The 19685-nt window shown below is 35.2% G+C and carries 14 protein-coding genes and 6 pseudogenes; 14 read left to right on the top strand and 6 right to left on the bottom strand.

Translation table 11 applies throughout. The features are described from left to right. Positions 1-7 precede the first annotated feature (7 nt). Complete coding sequence (locus AAGD90_RS03160) at positions 8-424, top strand: GNAT family N-acetyltransferase (RefSeq protein ID WP_006279634.1); 417 nt, start codon at positions 8-10, stop codon at positions 422-424. Positions 425-475: 51 nt separating this feature from the next. Here the strand turns inward: AAGD90_RS03160 and AAGD90_RS03165 are convergent. Beyond that, a pseudogene (locus AAGD90_RS03165) lies at positions 476-2184 on the bottom strand (hypothetical protein). A 180-nt stretch (positions 2185-2364) separates the two neighbouring features. Here AAGD90_RS03165 and AAGD90_RS03170 point away from each other — a divergent pair. Next, entirely contained in the window at positions 2365-3642 is a 1278-nt protein-coding gene (locus tag AAGD90_RS03170; protein ID WP_341822172.1) for an adenylosuccinate synthase, read from the top strand. A 103-nt stretch (positions 3643-3745) separates the two neighbouring features. Further along, positions 3746-4100 (top strand): annotated as a pseudogene (locus AAGD90_RS03175) (transposase); the annotation flags it as partial. On the opposite strand, the gene AAGD90_RS03180 reads toward AAGD90_RS03175, so the two are convergent. Then, positions 4095-4220 (bottom strand): hypothetical protein, encoded by a 126-nt coding sequence (locus tag AAGD90_RS03180; protein ID WP_341822135.1) that lies wholly within the window; start codon positions 4218-4220, stop codon positions 4095-4097. The pseudogene AAGD90_RS03175 and the gene AAGD90_RS03180 overlap by 6 nt on opposite strands. A 97-nt stretch (positions 4221-4317) precedes the next feature. Between AAGD90_RS03180 and AAGD90_RS03185 the strand changes: the two are divergent. The 5 genes and pseudogenes from AAGD90_RS03185 to AAGD90_RS03205 all read left to right on the top strand — a co-directional run bounded on the left by AAGD90_RS03185 (position 4318) and on the right by AAGD90_RS03205 (position 9176). Further along, positions 4318-5150, top strand: a pseudogene (locus AAGD90_RS03185) (IS5 family transposase). 50 nt (positions 5151-5200) lie between these two features. Next, positions 5201-5392 (top strand): hypothetical protein, encoded by a 192-nt coding sequence (locus AAGD90_RS07195; RefSeq protein WP_410529988.1) that lies wholly within the window; start codon positions 5201-5203, stop codon positions 5390-5392. Positions 5393-5748: 356 nt separating this feature from the next. After that, positions 5749-8226 carry a hypothetical protein gene (locus AAGD90_RS03195; protein WP_341822137.1) on the top strand — a complete coding sequence of 826 codons (2478 nt, stop codon included), beginning with the start codon at positions 5749-5751 and terminating at the stop codon, positions 8224-8226. A gap of 112 nt (positions 8227-8338) precedes the next feature. Continuing rightward, positions 8339-8602 carry a translation initiation factor IF-1 gene (gene infA / locus AAGD90_RS03200; RefSeq protein WP_007550159.1) on the top strand — a complete coding sequence of 88 codons (264 nt, stop codon included), beginning with the start codon at positions 8339-8341 and terminating at the stop codon, positions 8600-8602. Then, positions 8580-9176 (top strand): Maf family nucleotide pyrophosphatase, encoded by a 597-nt coding sequence (locus AAGD90_RS03205; protein ID WP_010082554.1) that lies wholly within the window; start codon positions 8580-8582, stop codon positions 9174-9176. The genes infA and AAGD90_RS03205 overlap by 23 nt, the downstream gene beginning before the upstream one ends. Here the strand turns inward: AAGD90_RS03205 and AAGD90_RS03210 are convergent. The 3 genes from AAGD90_RS03210 to AAGD90_RS03220 all read right to left on the bottom strand — a co-directional run bounded on the left by AAGD90_RS03210 (position 9168) and on the right by AAGD90_RS03220 (position 13536). Continuing rightward, the gene (locus AAGD90_RS03210) at positions 9168-11846 is read right to left on the bottom strand and encodes a hypothetical protein (protein ID WP_209472823.1); all 2679 of its coding nucleotides are present in this window, start codon (positions 11844-11846) and stop codon (positions 9168-9170) included. The genes AAGD90_RS03205 and AAGD90_RS03210 overlap by 9 nt on opposite strands. Before the next feature lie 152 nt (positions 11847-11998). Further along, complete coding sequence (locus AAGD90_RS03215) at positions 11999-12157, bottom strand: hypothetical protein (protein WP_153296804.1); 159 nt, start codon at positions 12155-12157, stop codon at positions 11999-12001. A 35-nt stretch (positions 12158-12192) separates the two neighbouring features. Continuing rightward, positions 12193-13536 (bottom strand): alanine:cation symporter family protein, encoded by a 1344-nt coding sequence (locus tag AAGD90_RS03220; RefSeq protein ID WP_341822138.1) that lies wholly within the window; start codon positions 13534-13536, stop codon positions 12193-12195. Positions 13537-13911: 375 nt separating this feature from the next. Between AAGD90_RS03220 and AAGD90_RS03225 the strand changes: the two genes are divergently transcribed. The 6 genes and pseudogenes from AAGD90_RS03225 to AAGD90_RS03250 all read left to right on the top strand — a co-directional run bounded on the left by AAGD90_RS03225 (position 13912) and on the right by AAGD90_RS03250 (position 18693). Continuing rightward, positions 13912-14868: an IS5 family transposase gene (locus tag AAGD90_RS03225; protein ID WP_264374375.1), complete on the top strand. Its 957-nt coding sequence runs from the start codon at positions 13912-13914 to the stop codon at positions 14866-14868. A 333-nt stretch (positions 14869-15201) separates the two neighbouring features. Further along, a pseudogene (locus AAGD90_RS03230) lies at positions 15202-15586 on the top strand (IS110 family transposase); the annotation flags it as partial. A gap of 12 nt (positions 15587-15598) precedes the next feature. Beyond that, positions 15599-15931, top strand: a complete 333-nt coding sequence (locus AAGD90_RS03235) for a transposase (protein WP_341822140.1) — start codon at positions 15599-15601, stop codon at positions 15929-15931. A gap of 60 nt (positions 15932-15991) precedes the next feature. Next, positions 15992-16851, top strand: a protein-coding gene (locus AAGD90_RS03240; protein WP_156518142.1) for an IS630 family transposase whose coding sequence is annotated in 2 segments (ribosomal slippage) — positions 15992-16316 and positions 16316-16851 — 861 coding nt in all. Because the reading frame shifts where the segments join, the coding sequence is not laid out codon by codon here. Between the two features lie 90 nt (positions 16852-16941). Continuing rightward, positions 16942-17774: pseudogene (locus AAGD90_RS03245) on the top strand (IS5 family transposase). An 86-nt stretch (positions 17775-17860) separates the two neighbouring features. Continuing rightward, positions 17861-18693, top strand: a pseudogene (locus AAGD90_RS03250) (IS5 family transposase). Here AAGD90_RS03250 and AAGD90_RS03255 read toward each other — a convergent pair. Further along, a complete protein-coding gene (locus AAGD90_RS03255) occupies positions 18668-19651 on the bottom strand; it encodes an IS110 family transposase (RefSeq protein WP_341822141.1) in 984 nt (327 codons plus the stop codon). The pseudogene AAGD90_RS03250 and the gene AAGD90_RS03255 overlap by 26 nt on opposite strands. Between the last annotated feature and the right edge of the window lie 34 nt (positions 19652-19685).

A 19685-nucleotide genomic window follows, 5' to 3' on the forward strand; every position in this document is an offset into this window, starting at 1 on the left:
CCGAGAGATGAAAATAGAACACACCACATCACCAAGTAGCAAAGACATTGAATTCCTACTCAAAAAGATTAATGAAGAAACCGTTGATAAAGGTACGTGTAACCCATTTGCTTTTTTTATTCGCGATGATACTGAACAAATTATTGCAGGTTGTAGCGGTTTTGTTATCTATGGTTCAATTTACACTGACTTGCTTTGGGTGCACTCTGATTATAGAAGAAAAGGTATGGGAAAGCAGCTAATGGAAGAAGTTCATGATTATGGTCGTGAGATGCACTGTAAAATAGCAACCGTTGCAACCATGAATTTTCAAAAAGCGAAAGTATTTTATGAAAAGCTTGGGTATAAGTGTGATCTTGTACGTCCAGGGTATGTTAACATGTATATTTTTGAAGAAAGTGTTGTGAGATGCACTGTAAAATAGCAACCGTTGCAACCATGAACTCTAAAATATTTAAGGAGCCTACCAGTATCTTTAAGGTAAATGTTCATGTGATTCCGCAGAATAATTCTGTTTTTTGATTCTATCTGTCCATTTATCATTTTCTATATCTTGTTTGTTGGTTGCTTTTTTTTCTTGCTCAACAATTGCCTTATCTATCTCCTTATGAATTGCATCAATTGCATTAATCGCACCTCCTTTTTTGTATACTTCGCTTTTCCCTTCAATAATTAACTCAATAAAAGTATTTACAACAGACTGCACTTGATTATGATTAACCTGACCTTTTGTCAAAGAAGGTAAAGAGCCTAATTCCATCAATACTTCTGGTGCTGTTTTATCTTGAGTGGAAAGTCCTAAATTATCTGCTACTTTACTTATTAATAACTCTCTGTGTTCTTTATTATCTTCCAATTTAGCATAATCACTCAATAGATCTATAACGGTAGATACTCTGACTTCAACAATATCATCAACATCTTCATCTTCTAGAGCAACTCCTGACCCCAATAACCTCTCTCTGAGATTTTCGCTTAAAAGATTGATAAATTCTTCATTTGCATCTGATCCTGTGGTTGATATTGTACCATCTAAATAGTTACTTTGAGCACCGAAGCCATGCTCTATTTGTATTTTTGTCTCAGGTTTAAATCCTAATTTTGCACAGAATTTCTGAAAATATTCTTTAATAATGTCAAACAAGCTCTTGCCATTATCTTTATAATTTTTTAACTCTTTAGGAATAGTAAGTGACAATTTACCATCTCTGTATGTTACAAAGCCTTCACCATTGTGAGATTCAATTGTAAATTCCAATGAACTAGACAGATTACATATCTTATCGCCATGCATAACTTGATTTTTATAGCTCTTTTTACAATAATCCGAACAGACCGTAATATGCTACTGGCCTGCTATAGCCATAAACACATATCTTATCGCATTCGGACTATTATAAGAAAGGCTATAACAGAGAGTATTGGTAGCCTCATATCAGATCTAATTCTCACATTATTTTGGTTAGCACAATCAATGTTTATTACTTTTTTAGGATTTTCTACTATGAACGACTGTCCAAGTGCAAGTTGGGTTTGTATAAATGGAGCAGCCTTATACCCTGCTTGATTACAATTGGTGACTAGCTCTTCTAAAATAGCATTACTTGGAACTTCTGCCCCAGCGTATCTGAACATTTTTTTGAAAACTTCTTTTGCAAAGGAACGGTAATCCTTGTTTTCATCTTTCTCTGTTGGTAATAGATGGATATACCTTTGGCCAGCATTGTAAAATTCTTCAAATTCTTTCTTATATGAATCGGTTTTTTGATGATTGGCAGTTTTGGAATTTTCACAGTGATTTTTCCATAGCTCACCCAATGCATTACTTACAAGCTCTTTCTCAATATCTTCGAGTACTGAAGCAACAAAAGCTTTGCCATGATCCGTATCTATTTCTCTTGTTCCTTTTTTGTTAAATATTTCGTCATTATATATATCATCACTATTAAAAAGTTCGCTTTTGCGGTGCTTAGCTCCTTCCTTAAATGCAATAATAAGATTTTTATCTATTTCTTTTCCGTTAATAATAAAATTCATCCTTTGAAAATCTAAGAACATTGTTTCACCGGAATTCGCTAATTTATTATCTTGATCTGCTCTTAATTTACTAAAATTGAACTCTTTAGCTGTGGCCTTTAATCTAACTACTGGACTCTTATTATTTTTTCCTTTTGTCTCTTTCATAAATAACACCTTACTGTAAATATGCTGTAAGTTATATCATATAATGATGAATAATTTGGTAATATATTAAGAAAATCGACAGTATATTTCTTTATTTAAGGGGTGTAGGAAAGGCGTAGATTTCTCTTTCCATTTGTAGCGTACTGCATTAATATTTATGTATTAATCTAGAAAATAATGATGAATAATATTGTAATTGTTGGTCTGCAATGGGGTGACGAAGGCAAGGGTAAAATAGTAGATTATCTTTCTGAGAATGCAGATGTAGTTGTGAGATTTCAGGGAGGAAATAATGCAGGGCACACTATAGTAGTAGATGATGAGGTTTATAAATTAAATTTACTGCCCTCTGCTGTTTTGAGGCCAGGCAAAATATCTATCATAGGAAATGGCGTTGCTCTTGATTCACACGCTCTAATCTCAGAAATAGAGTCATTGAAAGTTAAAGGAGTAGACGTAAACTATAACAACTTGATGGTATCTGAGAGCTGTCCATTAATACTTAGCGTACATAAGGACAAGGAAAAGCTATTTGAAGATTTAAATGGAAATCACAAAATTGGTACAACAAATAAAGGGATAGGACCATGTTATGAAGATAAAGTTGGGAGGAGAGCTATACGCCTTTGTGACTTAGAAAACGCAGATGAGTTCAATAAAAGATTGGATACTCTTTTGAATTACCACAATGCTATCAGGAAAGGCCTTAACTACCAGGTAGTTAAAAAAGAAGAAATATTAAAGGAAATTCAAGAGATTTCAGAAAAAATTCTTTCATATAAAAAACCTGTGTGGAAGATATTAAATGACTTGATGAAAGAAGGTAAGAAAATAATATTTGAAGGTGCCCAAGGCGCATTTTTAGATATCGACCACGGAACTTACCCTTTTGTTACTTCAAGTAATACTGTAGCATCGCAAGCAATAACAGGCTCAGGGTTATCCTCCAATGCTTACATTATTGGTGTGGTAAAAGCTTATACAACAAGAGTGGGCAATGGCCCATTTCCTACTGAGCAGAAAAATGAAGTAGGAGATAGCTTGTTTACTATAGGTAAGGAACTTGGAACAGTGAGCAATAGAAGAAGGCGTTGCGGATGGTTCGATGCAGTTTTAGTGCGCCAGGCCGTACAACTCTCTGGAGTTTCAAGCATTGTATTAACCAAATTAGATGTGCTTGATTCTTTTGATACAATTAAAATATGCACTGATTACAAATATAGCGGAAAAATGTATGATTATTTACCCGCATCACATTCAATACAAGAGGAATTAGAGCCAATATATGAAGAGTTTCCTGGCTGGAAAGAAAACACTCAAGGTAAAAGGTCGATTAAAGCATTGCCTATCAATTTAATAAAATATATAGACAGGTTAGAAAAATTAATAGGTGTACCAATTCATCTAATCTCAACTAGTCCAAAGAGAGAGGATGTTATTAAGCTTAAAGATTTCTGAAAACGTCTTTGTATCTTAGAGCCTGTACGTAATCTCAAAAAAGAGATAAAGTGAGAGGATAAAGTATATAAAGTAGGATATGCGAAGTTTATAACCAAGTGACATAAGTCGAGAAAAGTTTGAGATTATTGTAGCAGATCTGGAATCTTGCAGAAAGAAGACAAAACCAAGAACACTTGATTTACATGATGTATTTTGTGGAGTGTTATACGTGTTAAAAAGTGGTTGCCAGTGGAGAATGGTATCAAAAGAGTTCCCAAAATGGCGCAATTGTTACGACTATTTTAAGAAGTGGAGTGAAAAACCAGACGCAAATAAAGAAAGTGTTCTGGAGCTGGTATTAAAAAAAAATAATTGCGACAAAACAATGGTCGGAAAAGCTTCTGCATAATTGATGCACAGAGTATAAAAAATGCAGATACTGCTGAAGCTATGATGCAGGCAAGAAGATTTCAGGGCCGTATTGCAGTAGATACGCAAGCATGCAATTTATACAACAACAGCAGAGATATAGCCTTTCTTATAATAGTCCGAATGCGATAAGATATGTGTTTATGGCTATAGCAGGCCAGTAGCATATTACGGTCTGTTCGGATTATTGTAAAAAGAGCTATAAGAGGTTGTCCGGAAACAAGTAAAAGGCTATAATATCTGAAATTTTAGTACGTGGTAAAGATGAGAAAAAAGTATCCAACAGATCTAAGCGAAAGGGAATGGGCAAGAATAGAAAAACACTTCAGAGTATCATACAAGAAAGGAGGAAGGCCGCCAAAGTATAGCAAAAAAGAAATATTAGAAGCAATTTTCTATGTATTGCGTACAGGGTGTCAATGGCGGTATTTACCAAATGATTTTCCGCTATGGAAGACTGTGTATGAGCAGTTCAGGCAATGGAAGAAGCAGGGAATTTTTGAGAAAATGAATTATGAAATTACAAAATATAGTAGAAGAAAAATAGGAAGGAATGAGCAGCCGAGTGCCTGTATAGTAGATAGTCAATCTGTAAAGACTACAGAAAAGGGGGGATCAAAGGCTATGATGGAAGTAAAAAAGTAAAGGGTAGAAAAAGGCATATAATTACAGACACTCAGGGTTTTATACTAGGTTGTTACGTAGGCGCTGCTAACGAAAATGATAGAGATGGTATTAAAATAGCATTAAACAATATGAGAACAAAATATACTAAAGTTAAAAAAATGTGGGCTGACATGGGATACCAAGGAAGAAATTTAAAGAATCACATAAAGGAAGAATATGACATAGATATTGAAATTGTTAAAAGGCCTCCATGTAGATTTTGGGTGCACAAAGATACGCCACCTGAGCTACTACCAACAAGAGAACAAGGGTTTAAAGTACAGCCAAGAAGATGGGTTGTAGAAAGGACTTTTGCTTGGGTTAATAGGAATAGAAGGCTATCGAAGGAGTATGATTTACTCACAACATCCACTGAGAATTTCATATACCTAGCTATGAGTAGGGTTATGTTAAAGAGGGAATATGCTTGAATTTACTAGTTTCCGGACAACCTCTAACTGACCGTAGCAGTGCTGTGAGAATGGTCGAAAATGCAAAAGAAAACCTCTCGGGAGTTAAAAATGTACTGGTTGATGCAGGCTATACTGGAGAGAATTTTGTAACTCAAATAAAAACGATTATTGGTGCAACCGTTGAAGTGATCAAAAGAAATGAATTACGTTCCTTTGTTGTATTGCCCAAAAGATGGGTTGTGGAGCGATCTTTTGCTTAGTTAGAAAAATGTAGAAGATTGTGGAAAAATTGTGAGCGAAAACTCAATACTAGCCTACAAATGGTCGTTCTGGCTTTCACTGCCTTACTTCTGAAAAAATTATGAACAGGCTCTTACTAACTCTTATCTAATAAAAAAAATACTTGTGTAACTTCGAATAGTCTATTATGCAAGACAGCAGTATAAACATGTAGTAAGAAATGTATAATGAAAAATAAAAGCTCAAGTTTAACACTTGCAGTTATTTTTACACAATTAAGTAATCATAAAAGTTAGTGTAGGGCGAGGTTATACAGTTTGATTTCTTTTAATATATGTTAATTGGTATAATATAAATATAGTTAAGGAGGTGTATTATGATTGGAAGTTTGGCTAAAGAAGAAAAAACAGCAGAGGCAGGAAAAACAGGTGATCAACTTGAAAAGTGTATTGGACCAACTTCACTGAATAGGGAGGTTTATTACTCTACGCTTATCTACTATACATTAAAAGAGTTATATTCACAATTAGGTGATATCTCTTATGCTAATAAAACAAGATCAGAAAAAGAAATAATCAATTTTTATGTTCTACCTCAATTTGCACGTTTTAAAGAAATTATTGATGAAGATATAAAAAAAGATCCTTCGTTTGCAAATTCTGCTATTGTAAAGTTTTGCTCCTCAATTATAAAAAATAACAAATTACTTAAAGAATTAGAAGAAGTTAGTATTCCTGCCAAAAACTCTAGTGTAAAGGCAAGGGTAAGCTTTCAACTGAAAAATCTGAAAGAAAAGGTGTGGTTCTTAGGAAAACTAAAGGAAAAAAAGAATTTCACTTACGTGCAGAGGGCTTTTGGGGATAAGTGGAGTTTTTATGACCTAATAAATGATGGAGATTTTAAAAAAACGTACATAGATAAAGCAGTAACAGAGTCTGCTAATAAGAGCTTTAAGGAAGATATAGATAAATACATAAAGTTGGCAGAGCAGGGAAAAGAAGCTGCAAGTAAATATCTTGGAGAGAAAGGCGTAGAGCTTCAAGCTTATTACACAGAAACTGATAACGCTTATAGAGTTTTGAATATCAACTCTATTAATTACAATAGAAGTGAGCCAACCAGGATTAGTGACATTTTACAGCAAGAGAAAGATATTAAAGAGCTGAATATCTATTGCAATAAAAAACATGAAATACACGCTCATCGGAAAGGTAAGGAAAGATATTATGAATTTAAAGAGGGCGCATATTATGAAATGAAAAGCACTTGGCCTGTAAAGGATGGATCCGAAATGTGTACCATGATTATGAATGTGAGTAGCGATGGCATAACTGAAGTACTAAAATTTAATGATGAAGATTTTGTGCTATCGGATGAGATCTTAGAATTAATAAAGCAAAACGATGAATTATATATTCAAGGTCTCTCCTTATATGATGCTGTACTAGAAAAAGGTAAGGCTGCTGATGTTGTACCTACTGCTAATAATAATTTTCAAAATGAGTCTATAGCGGCCTATCGCGAGGAACCAGAGGGGGAATTAGACCCTAAAGTTGATGCTGACAATAGCCTTCCTCCTTCTATTAATAGCAATGCATCAACTCAAACGGAAGTCAATTTACAACACACTGAAACTCAAACAGAAGTTGCTTCACAACAAATTGAAACTAAAACGGAAGTCAATTTACAGCACACTGGAACTCAGACAGAATTTGCTTCACAACAAATGGATGAATTGATTTTAAATAATCAGATGCTGTCCGAAAAAAACGTTGAATTGAAGCAAGAGATGTCAAATTTGAAAAAAGAAGCTGTTGAATTGAAGCAAGAAATAGAAGCAGGGTTGCAAGTGATAAATAAAAAGCACCATGAATTAATACAAGAAAATCAGCGACTACAGGAGAAACTAGAAACAACCCAAGCAGAAGCTAATCAAACAATTGTAAAGTTAGAGAAGCAGAATAGCAATTTACAAGACAGGTTTGAAAAAGAGGAGCAAAAAAACACGGAATTGCAAACTGAACTGGCACAAAAAAATGAAGAATTAGCAGGTGTGTTAAAAGAGCTACAAGGGAAAGCACAAGAACTTAAAGGTGTATATGAAGAAAAAAGAAAGCTAAAGGAAGAGCTGAAAATTGTTAATGCAGGAAAGAAGAATTTGGAAAAAGAGCTAAATCAAGCACGAGAAGATGCGGAACAGATAATGGTTGAACGACGCCAGCAGAAAGAGCGCTTGAAAGATCAGCTAAGAGAATTAGATCAGGAATATAAGGTACAAGTAGAAATTGAGCAAAAGATTAAAGAATCAGATAGGCAGGATAGCGATTTACAAGATACACTTGGAGAAGAGAGACTAAAACTCAACATTGAAGAACTAGAAAACGAGTACGAGGAATTTCCAGGAGATAAGGTGCTTACACTTGAACTCACTAAAGATGAAGATAAAGTCGAAGAGTTAAGAAACGAGCTAGAGCGTGAGAAAGAAAAGTGTAAACAATTATTAGAAGAAGAAAATGAATGGGGTGATGAATTGGTAGGAATGCTTGATGGACTGGAAGAAAAAATTCGTGCTGATGAACAAAGGAGCTTCAACAATCAATTAACGGGAGAAATTTCTAATGAGTCTGGTAATGCTCCACGACAGAAGAAAAGGTTATCTAAATCTTCAAGCGTTGATAATGAGTCTTATGTTCCACTGAGAGAGAAGACAACATTACTCAGATCTTTAAGCGTTGATAGTGGACTTGATAGCGATGAAGAAAATTGTGATAATGATTTATCTTTCAACATAAGTCCTATAAGTTCTATTGAGAAGGTGGCAGAGAGTAGAAACGTAGGTAGGGTATCATTGTGAAGATGGTTGGGGTTAAGTTGCAACTTAAGTGGGGCGCAAAAGGTCTTTTGTGTTGATAATAATTTAAAATCTATAGTAGACTAAAAAAGATTATTAAATTATAATATAACATATGATAAAAGACGAGAAATCGAAAACAATTTTTGAAGTGGAAGGGGCAGTAACTGCTTTACTACCTGCAGCAGAATTTAGAGTGAAACTGGACAATGAACATGAGATTATCTGTCATGTATCAGGGAAAGTGAGAAGAAGTAAAATACGCATCATTATAGGGGATAGGGTGTTAGTTGAGATGAGCATTTACGATAGGAATGCGAGAAAGGGTAGGATCATTAGAAGGCTTAAAGGTACAAGTGACAGAACGATCTCTAAATAATCTTATTCTTGCTTCATCATCGAAAAGGCGTATAGCTTTACTAAAACAAATAAACATTGAGCCAGGTTTAATTTTGCCAGCAGATATAGATGAAGCCCCTTTAAAAAAGGAACTTCCGAAGGATTACTCAATCCGTATGGCAAAAAGTAAAGCTGAGAAAATACAAAGTTTAAATCCAAATTATTTTGTGCTTGGTGTTGATACAGTTGTTGCTTGTGGTAGAAGGATATTGCTCAAAGCTGAAAACGTTGAGCAAGCAGAAAAATGTATCCGCTTGTTATCAGGAAGAAGGCATAGAGTATACACCAGTGTATGTCTATTAACTCCCGATCAATCTAAACAACATATCAGGACTGTGGTTACAATAGTGAAATTTAAACGTCTCAGTGAACAAGAAATTAAGTATTATTTAGCATCAGAAGAGTGGAAAAATAGGGCGGGGGGATGCAATATACAAGGCCTAGCTGGAGTGTTCGTATTGTTCTTACGCGGCTCCTACTCTTCCGTTATAGGGTTACCATTACATGAAACCTATTGTTTGCTAAGCAATTATTTTAACTTCAATTTATATTGAAATACCTTTATTAGTATCTTTTTTTTGTTGTGACTCAGCAACCTGTTTAGCCCAATCTAGTGGTCTTTTATTTCTGTTAGCTAATGCAATTCTATTGCGATCATAACCATCAGTGTGTTCTGTTAAAGTATCTCCTCTTTCTTCTTCTATTACTCCAGCTTTCAGTTGTGCTTCATCTTTCTCTAGTAATTTATATAGTTCGCTATTTTTATCTACAGTTGGATTAGTGTCATTATTTTCTCGTTCTGCCACTGTTTTTTCTAACCACTTACGTATAGGGTCATATTGTTTACCTTCTCCTATCTTTTCTAAAATGTTTTCTGAGAATGAATCTTTAGGAATATTTTCTTTAGTAGCCTGTTGTGCCGGTTCTCTTAACCCTTTATCCGGGTTTCCCAATGCTCCTTTTAACTCACTCGTATCTCCGATTTCTTTTGGTTCAATGTTTTCTAAGCTCTTCTTTAACTGTTCAGGATTTACTTGAGATTGTTCATTATTGTCATGAGTTGGAGATGAATAGCCCGAATCGTTTGCTTTTATGTCTGTTGAGCTGTCTTTTAGCAACCCAACTTCTCTCAAGCGTTTTTTAGTTTCTTCGCTAATCTGACTCTGATCAGCTGGTTTTAACCCGAGATTTTCTTGACCTAATGTATTTTTAAGTTCTTCAAATAGAGTTAGATTACTTTGTCTAATATGTTCTTCTAATTTCCTTCCTACCTGTTTTAAATCTGTTTGAGATTTACTATCACTATTAGTTGGAGATATATAGCCTGAATCACTTATACTATTTGGTGTTGAAGCAGAGACACTAATAGTTGGACCTTCCACTATTTTTACATCTGCTAAATCGTCTTTTTGCAATCCATCTTCTTTATCTTGTGACAGTTTATCAGTAGGATCAACTTGCCTTAATCCTCTATTATCCTGCTGTGATCTATCTCTGATTTCTTTAAGAAGATTTTCAGGTGGAGTTTGATCACTTTGTTCAATGTTCTCTAAGCTCTTCTTTAACTGTTCAGGATTTACTTGAGATTGTTCATTATTGTCATGAGTTGGAGATGAATAGCCCGAGTCACTTTTATTATTGAGTGCTGTAGCAGAGAGCGGCTGTTCACTTTCTTTCCACTTAGCATCACTAGCATCTTGGTTATCACTGTTATCTGGAGAAGATGAATAAGGAATTATGTCCTTTAATGTCTCTAACGGTGATGGGTTATTTTTTCTACTTCCTGCAATTGATGCTTTTCTATCATCAACATCAATGTGCCGTAAGTTGTTTTTCTTGAAATTTCTGATGTCTTGTAACAGATCGCCTTTGCTATTTCCTTCTTGTTGCTGGGTTTTAGGTTGTTGCTGATCATTAGGTGTTTGCTCACTTCTATCTGGTTTTTGGCTTCCAGGTACAGCATGTCCAAATGTAGGATTGTCATACCGTTCATCTTCTTGCCTATTATCTTGATTGTGGCTTACAGACTTGGTGAAAGTAGAACTATCTGAAGAATCAGAAGTTGCACCTTTTTGCTGATTATTAGGTGTTTGCTCATTTTCGCGCAAGTCATCTGGTTTTTGGCTTCCAGATTTGGCTCCCCCTTGCTCATCGAAAACACCTTTTTTAGGTGGTAGTGAACTAGTTCTAGGTGGAAGTGGCGGAGGAGTTTTTTTGTTCTGAGGATTCTCCTCAAAAAGCGATTGTAGGTTATAAACTTGACCTCCCGAATTTGCTTCTCGTGCTGCTTGTCTAAGCTCACGCTTTTCTTTAGCCTCCTGAGAATTAATTTTATCGTCAAAATCTTTTCCAATTCCGCTATCGTAAGACTGCCTTCTGCTGTTAGATTGTAGTCCAAAATGTGAATGGTGGTCTTCTTTTTTTTGAGTTATATCAGTAGCTTGAACGCTAACACCTCTATTAACATCAATTCTTGTTGTAGTTTCAGATGATAGCTCGTTACTGTCTTTATTATGTTGCATCTCATTCGCTTTTCCTTGTCCTTTCTCCCTGAATTGTATTTCATGCAAGAATAAACCACCTATTTTTACATCTCTGTTTACTTCTAACCGTTCTAGAGAAAAATCATCACCTTTAACAAGGTCTACACCGTTAGCATCAATCTTAATTTTGATCTTACATTCCTTCCCCTCCGCATACCACTTTAAAGTCATTTCATATGAACCATCAGTTACGACATAATGTCTTATTTTTTTCCCTTCTTCCTCGGCAACAAAACCATGCATTCCGCTCTTTCCATCACTATGCAATGTTGAAAATCCCGAGATTTCATTCTTCTCACAAAAATCACTGTTTAAAAATTCGCTGATTTTAAACTCTTTTTTGTTATTTCCCAGCGTAATACTTGCGTGATTACCGTATATTGAAACTCCTGCAACATCATCAACATACTCTTTCAACCTTTCTTTAACTTCACTTTCAAGGTCTTGTCCAGCTTTCTTTGTCTTGTCGCATTTCTGAAGAATAACTCCATATGCTTTATCTTTGTTTTCTTCTTCGTCCCAATTCCAGTTGGCGTGTTTTGTTAAAAACTTTACTGTGTTAAAATCAACTCTAGCATTATAAATTGGGTCGTCTTCCTTTTTTATTTTATCAAATAAAGGAAAAATTTCTTGAATGCGCTCATTATAAATGTGTTCTTGTTGTGTATCGTTAGTGCCCATATATCCCTCACTAATAACCCTCTGCCTTTAGTTCTAGCTAATACTAGCTAATATAATTATCACAAGCATTGGTTGAATTTTTATTAAGGAAGGTTGTGTTACTAATGTGATGACACAAGCTATTTTATGGTAACATCAAACGATTTAAGTTGTCATTCCAGTCTGGAATCCAGCCTTTCACGAACCCCATCAAAAATGTTGTGTTTTAACATAAGATTAGCTACTTTTATGCTCACTAACTTAGTGCCAATCAAGATTCCTGGATCCCAGTGTCTGGGCACTGGGATGACATCCTTCTTGGCGGAAATCACTTTTATATCACAACAGCTGCATAGCCTAAATTGCTTTAGCTATAGCTCTGTTTTTGCAACTTCAAATATCTGCTACTCATAGTAAACACTTCTGGATCTTGAGAGGTTAGCTTGAGTATAGCGAGTATGTTGATAAACAACAAAGCAGCAATCGAGATATCAGCAACATCCCATAGCAACCGGACTTTACCTATCGCACCAAGCGGAATGATCATGGTAAAAATTACAATCCAGATTTTAGTGTATTTATTATCCATAGACACATAGCGTATTGTCTGTTTTGAGCAAAAAAACCAAGTAAAAATAGTAGTAAAAGCAAAACAAAACATTATGGCCATAATTAAATAGTCAATATAAGGCCAATTCATTGCCTTTCTAAAAGCAAATATGCACATGTTAGTGCTCTCTAAATCAGTGACCCAAGAATCTGTGACAAGCAGTACCATTGTTGTAATAAACACTATAAACGCAACTATAAAAGGCGATATTATCGTAATTAGACTCTGCTCAATAATAAATTTATTATTATTTTTCTTAGGAACAATTGAAGAATGTACGATTCCTTCAAGGCCAAGCCCTATATCTGTTGCAAAAATACCTCGCAAAGTTCCAACTTGAATAATAGTCAACATTTCTAAAATCAAACCTAGAGATAAACCAGAGTTAAAGCTACTAGTTGTAAAAAAACTGCTTGTTATTAGTTTTAGAGAAGGAAGAATATTTTCACTAAATTTAAATAATATGATACCGCAAAGTGTGAGGTAACTTACCGTCATTATCGGTATCATAGCCGATATAAAAATTTTAATTTTTTTTAAGCTGAGAGCTGCAACAACAAAAAATATTATGGCCATTACAATGCCACCAATGACTACAGGCACATCTATCATGTTAAGTGGTATTGATAGAGAATTTACCTGAACAAGGTTACCAACTGTTATTGAAACCATTATCATAACAACTAGAAACACAATTGTAGCTTTTCTAGAGTTAAATGCATCAGCCATGTAGTCTACAGGGCCACCTATAAACCGTCCGTTCTTTTCCTTTCTGGTTTTTATACTTAGATAACAAGTGACATATTTTATCACAGAAGTGATAACAATAATTATCGCCATCCACAAAATAGAGCCCGGTCCTCCGGTTTTTAGAGCAACAGCAGTTCCTGAAATATTTCCTACTCCTAAATTTCCCCCTAAAATTGTAAACAGAGCGGCTATAGAAGAAAATTTATTTTCTCCTTTTTTAGCTCCAAGGAGTGAAAGGGCGTATGGTAATCTAAATACCTGTAGCCATTTTAGTTTAATCGATAGGTAAACACCAGCAACTAGCATGAGTAATATTGTTGGCAGTAATAAAACAAACTTTACTGTATCCATCTGTAAAAGTGAGATTTTTATTTGAGTATACAACAAAAATTGAAAATACCTAACCTATTTTCTATGTATGACTTCGTTTCCGTCATTCTAGAAACCTTTTCTTGTCATCCAAGTAGCGTGACACATAACTGTACGAACATTGTAATATGGTACAATGTTAAGACGATGTCATTCCAGTGCTTGACACTGGAATCCAGCTTTTAATGCAACCCCTCACCAAAAATATTGTGTTTTAACATAAGGTTAGCTACTTTTATACTCACCAACTTAGTGTCCAATCTGGATCCCAGTGAGCTTTGTTGCATAGCAGCAGAAAAATTAGTGATTACTGACAAAATTCATTATAAATAGCGATTTAACTGTTGAAGAAAAAATATGCCACAAAAAATGAGGGTCAGTAACCATAGCGAATATAACAAATTTCTAGAAAAAAGAGGAAATATTTTTCATTATATCAACGAAGCCATAGAAAAGTGGTACGAGAATGGTCCAAAAATACCAGGTGGCAATAATATTTATAGCGATAAAGTTGTAATTTTGGTGCACATAATAACTTGTTTATTTAGAATAGGCCTGAGGCAAACAGTTGGGTTTATAGCAGGATACCTTGAGCAAATTGGGAAAAATTTGCAAGTTATCAGCTATTCACAATCATCAAGAAGGTTTAAGAAACTCAATATTAAGATCAATGATTGCAGAATTGATAAAAATAATATGGAAGATATCGAAATTGCTATAGACAGTACAGGAATTAGTATATACAACAACACTCCTGGTCATAGCAAAGAAAATAGCGAAGATAGAAAGTATCGCAGCTATGAACAGACAAGAAAATTGCATGTAATGTTGAATACAAACAGCAAAAAAGCCATAGCTGTAAAATACAGTAACGGTGTCTACTCTGATCACTATGGAGCTTGTGATTTGCTAAAAGAAGTCGATTTTCAGTATGTCATAAAAGTACTATATGCAGATAGGGCATATGACAGAGAAAAGCTCTATAAGCTGTGTAATCAATATGGTATAAAAACGAAAATTCCTCCGAAAAACAACGCAACAGAGCATCCAAAGTTAGACTATATGGCTGAGAGAAATTCTGCAGTCAAGCTCATAAAGTCATATGATGAAGATGGTATAAAGAAGTGGAAAAAAGAGATGAGTTATGGAAAAAGATCTTATATAGAAGGTTTTTTCTCGCGATTAAAAAAGACATTTGGATTTAGTTTTAGGAACAAATCTGAAATGAATCGTGAGAGGGAACTGCTACTCAAATGTTATTTGCTTAACAAATTTACTGAAATAGGCATGGCTAAATTTGAGATAGCTTCATAAATTTATTGTGCGTTACCTACTATCCGAAGAGCGATGCAACAAAGCCATCCCAGTGTCTGGGCACTGGGATGACATCTTTTTTCTTGGTACAAATTACTCTTATATCTCAATGTTCGTACAGTTAGTGCGTGACACTTGTATCTTTATGATGTGAGGCATTAGAGCTAAAATACCTCACAGGGAGGGTGAAGCTGATGCGACACTAATGCCATTAAGCCAGATTTTGCTTCCCTCCCATAGAGTTAAAGACTGAACAGTATCTTTTGGAATTATATCCCGTATTACAAGGTTAGTCTAAACTCTCAGTTTATTTATAGTCTTGGAGGCAATTTTATGCAAGTAAATGCTATTTTGGGTGTGGATATTTCAAAAAAGAAATTTGATGTTTGTTTGTTAGTGGACAGTAAAAAACGACACAAAGTCTTTCAAAATAATCAAGATGGTTTTGCAAAACTTGTAGTTTGGTGCAATGGCCATGGAGCAAATCTTACTCATTTATGTCTTGAAGCAACTAGTTGGTATGGAGAAGATTTGGCTACTTTTATGCACGATTTAGGACATAATGTCAGTATAGTAAACCCAGAAAGCTTTTGGCAAAAGTGAGCTGCTCAGAAATAAGACAGATAAATCAGATGCAGCTATGATAGCTAGATTTTGTATCGCCAACAAACCTGCTCTTTGGAAGCCCATTGCACCTGAAATGAGGCATTTGAGGGAGCTTTACCGTTGCATGCAATCGCTAAAAGATGATAAGGTGCAACAGACAAATCGCTTGGAAAACAAAAATATGCATTCCAGTTGCAAAGAAGCTATATCTAAAGTAATTTTGGCAATAGAGGAGCAAATTATTGTTCTCGAAAAAGAAATTAATGAGCATATAAATAACTATCCACATCTAAAAAATATGGTGGAAAACCTTAAGACTATAAAAGGTATAGGATATCTTACTGCTGTTGCTGTTGTCGCAGAAATGCCATCAGTTGATAACTTTGACAATGCTAAACAATTTACAGCTTTTGCTGGTCTAAATCCAGGACATTATCAATCGGGATCGTCAGTATAGCTCTTTCCACAGAAGTCCGGATATGATAAGATTAAGGATAGATGGCGATAAGGAGGTTGGATGCCGGCAGCATATAGTTATGATTTAAGAAAAAAAGCAATGGAAGCACTAGACGAAGGGGAAAGCAGAGAAGCAGTGGCAGCAAGATTTAAAATTGGACGAACTACTTTGTGGGAGTGGCAGCAAAGAAAAAAAGAAACAGGCGACTTTCAGTCAAAAAAACTCGGTAATGGAGGTTACAATCAGAAAATTATCGACTGGAATAAGTTTATCGAATTTGCTAAAAAACACGGTAGAAAAACTCTGTCGGAAATGGCTAAACTTTGGGGCAACGTTAGTATCCAAACGATCCACCGAGCTCTCAGAAAAATTGGATTTACGCGCAAAAAAAGACATATGGATACAAGGAAAGGAACGAAGAAAAACGTGCTGAATTCTTAAAAATTATAGCAACAAAAGAACCAGAAAACTTAGTGTATATAGATGAGTCTGGGATTGATAACACGGAGGACTATCCATATGGGTATTGCCAGAAAGGACAGCGATTTTATGCCCTAAAATCTGGAAAAAAAACTCAACGAATCAGCATGGTTGCAGCCTTAAGTAGAAGAAAGATAGTTGCTCCATTAACATTTGAAGGCCACTGTAATATGGATATTTTTAATGGATGGTTTGAGCAATTTTTGGCACCGATCTTAGAACCTGGACAAACTGTCATTCTTGATAATGCTACTTTTCATAAGTCTGATAAGCTTATCAAGCTCGCTAAAGGAGTCGGTGCAGAAATTTTGTATCTGCCGCCTTATTCTCCAGATTTTAACAAAATTGAGCATCATTGGTTTGCTATAAAAAACAGAGCCAGGAAAAACATTCCTCTATTCGAATCCTTTCGTCGTGCTGTTGATTCTGCCTTCCTATGACCTATTCGGACTATTATGAGAAATGCTATAAGAGGTTGTCCGGAAACAAGTAAAAGGCTATAATATCTGAAATTTTAGTACGGGGTAAAGATGAGAAAAAAGTATCCAACAGATCTAAGCGAAAGGGAATGGGCAAGAATAGAAAAACACTTCAGAGTATCATACAAGAAAGGAGGAAGGCCGCAAAAGTATAGCAAAAAAGAAATATTAGAAGCAATTTTCTATGTATTGCGTACAGGGTGTCAATGGCGGTATTTACCAAATGATTTTCCGCTATGGAAGACTGTGTATGAGCAGTTCAGGCAATGGAAGAAGCAGGGAATTTTTGAGAAAATGAATTATGAAATTACAAAATATAGTAGAAGAAAAATAGGAAGGAATGAGCAGCCGAGTGCCTGTATAGTAGATAGTCAATCTGTAAAGACTACAGAAAAGGGGGGATCAAAGGCTATGATGGAAGTAAAAAAGTAAAGGGTAGAAAAAGGCATATAATTACAGACACTCAGGGTTTTATACTAGGTTGTTACGTAGGCGCTGCTAACGAAAATGATAGAGATGGTATTAAAATAGCATTAAACAATATGAGAACAAAATATACTAAAGTTAAAAAAATGTGGGCTGACATGGGATACCAAGGAAGAAATTTAAAGAATCACATAAAGGAAGAATATGACATAGATATTGAAATTGTTAAAAGGCCTCCATGTAGATTTTGGGTGCACAAAGATACGCCACCTGAGCTACTACCAACAAGAGAACAAGGGTTTAAAGTACAGCCAAGAAGATGGGTTGTAGAAAGGACTTTTGCTTGGGTTAATAGGAATAGAAGGCTATCGAAGGAGTATGATTTACTCACAACATCCACTGAGAATTTCATATACCTAGCTATGAGTAGGGTTATGTTAAAGAGGGAATATGCTTGAATTTACTAGTTTCCGGACAACCTCTAAGAGGTTGTCCGGAAACAAGTAAAAGGCTATAATATCTGAAATTTTAGTACGGGGTAAAGATGAGAAAAAAGTATCCAACAGATCTAAGCGAAAGGGAATGGGCAAGAATAGAAAAACACTTCAGAGTATCATACAAGAAAGGAGGAAGGCCGCAAAAGTATAGCAAAAAAGAAATATTAGAAGCAATTTTCTATGTATTGCGTACAGGGTGTCAATGGCGGTATTTACCAAATGATTTTCCGCTATGGAAGACTGTGTATGAGCAGTTCAGGCAATGGAAGAAGCAGGGAATTTTTGAGAAAATGAATTATGAAATTACAAAATATAGTAGAAGAAAAATAGGAAGGAATGAGCAGCCGAGTGCCTGTATAGTAGATAGTCAATCTGTAAAGACTACAGAAAAGGGGGGATCAAAGGCTATGATGGAAGTAAAAAAGTAAAGGGTAGAAAAAGGCATATAATTACAGACACTCAGGGTTTTATACTAGGTTGTTACGTAGGCGCTGCTAACGAAAATGATAGAGATGGTATTAAAATAGCATTAAACAATATGAGAACAAAATATACTAAAGTTAAAAAAATGTGGGCTGACATGGGATACCAAGGAAGAAATTTAAAGAATCACATAAAGGAAGAATATGACATAGATATTGAAATTGTTAAAAGGCCTCCATGTAGATTTTGGGTGCACAAAGATACGCCACCTGAGCTACTACCAACAAGAGAACAAGGGTTTAAAGTACAGCCAAGAAGATGGGTTGTAGAAAGGACTTTTGCTTGGGTTAATAGGAATAGAAGGCTATCGAAGGAGTATGATTTACTCACAACATCCACTGAGAATTTCATATACCTAGCTATGAGTAGGGTTATGTTAAAGAGGGAATATGCTTGAATTTACTAGTTTCCGGACAACCTCTAATTGCTTCTTTAAGTCTTGCATTGGCAATTACTATGATTTTTCGCATTAGAGCTGTTATAGCTACCATCTTCTTTTTACCTCTACCAATAAGATCAGAATAAAAAGCACCAAGTGCAGATTTAGATCTTGCAGCAGCCATAGCAGCTGTGAAAAGCTTTGCACGAACATTGCTTCTACCACCTGTTATCCTTCGGTAACCAATAGTTTTACCGCTTTCTTTTGGATGTGGAGCAACTCCAGCAAGACTTGCAACTTCTTTTTTGTTTAGGTGGCCAAGTTCTGGCATTAGACACACAAAAACTTGTGATAACTTGAGACCTATTCCTGGCACTGTTCTCAAGATTTTTTGACGCTTTTGTAACTCTGGATTTTTATCAATAATTCTTTGTATGGCATCGTTGAACTCATTTATCTGACTGGTAAAAAAGTCTATTGTTTTTTGGCAACTTTCCTTTATATAGTCGTTTTCAGGTGCTGCAAGCCTACATTTCTCTTGAGTTCTCATTTGCGTAATGTCATCACGACGTTGACAGAGTGCAACTAAGGCGGTTTGTTCTTTTGACATAGGCACAAATAGAGATAGAGCACTATAGCGTTCAAAACCATATTGAGCAAGGGCTCTTGCATCTGATTGATCTGTCTTTGCTAAAGTTCCATGTGATATGATAAAACTTTTTACTTTACGAGTATTAGCTCGATGTACAGCAACATTCTTATCAACAAGAAAATGTGCTAAGCCAAGCTCATATTTTCCAGTGTTTTCTAAAGTTACTAGAGAATTAGGTAGGATATCTGAAAATTTTTGAAACAACTGTTGCCAACCAGTAGCATCATTGTCAAACTTGATAGCGCTCCTTTGGTTATAAGCTGCAGCAACATTTTTAAATTTTCCGATATCAATGCCAATGAAATTTTGATAAGATGTAATCATAATAAATAACCTCGATAGTTTAATTAATTTAAGA

The organism is Wolbachia endosymbiont (group A) of Ischnus inquisitorius (assembly GCF_964026985.1).
Classification (GTDB): Bacteria; Pseudomonadota; Alphaproteobacteria; order Rickettsiales; family Anaplasmataceae; genus Wolbachia; species Wolbachia pipientis.

Bases quoted from the DNA above. Each gene is read 5' to 3' on its own strand.
- AAGD90_RS03170 (WP_341822172.1), top strand. From the start codon at position 2,365: ATGAATAATATTGTAATTGTTGGTCTGCAATGGGGTGACGAAGGCAAG.
- AAGD90_RS03210 (WP_209472823.1), bottom strand. From the start codon at position 11,846: ATGGGCACTAACGATACACAACAAGAACACATTTATAATGAGCGCATT.
- AAGD90_RS03160 (WP_006279634.1), top strand. From the start codon at position 8: ATGAAAATAGAACACACCACATCACCAAGTAGCAAAGACATTGAATTC.
- AAGD90_RS03220 (WP_341822138.1), bottom strand. From the start codon at position 13,536: ATGGATACAGTAAAGTTTGTTTTATTACTGCCAACAATATTACTCATG.
- AAGD90_RS07195 (WP_410529988.1), top strand. From the start codon at position 5,201: ATGGTCGAAAATGCAAAAGAAAACCTCTCGGGAGTTAAAAATGTACTG.
- AAGD90_RS03180 (WP_341822135.1), bottom strand. From the start codon at position 4,220: ATGCTACTGGCCTGCTATAGCCATAAACACATATCTTATCGCATTCGG.
- AAGD90_RS03255 (WP_341822141.1), bottom strand. From the start codon at position 19,651: ATGATTACATCTTATCAAAATTTCATTGGCATTGATATCGGAAAATTT.
- AAGD90_RS03235 (WP_341822140.1), top strand. From the start codon at position 15,599: ATGCAATCGCTAAAAGATGATAAGGTGCAACAGACAAATCGCTTGGAA.
- infA (WP_007550159.1), top strand. From the start codon at position 8,339: ATGATAAAAGACGAGAAATCGAAAACAATTTTTGAAGTGGAAGGGGCA.
- AAGD90_RS03225 (WP_264374375.1), top strand. From the start codon at position 13,912: ATGCCACAAAAAATGAGGGTCAGTAACCATAGCGAATATAACAAATTT.
- AAGD90_RS03195 (WP_341822137.1), top strand. From the start codon at position 5,749: ATGATTGGAAGTTTGGCTAAAGAAGAAAAAACAGCAGAGGCAGGAAAA.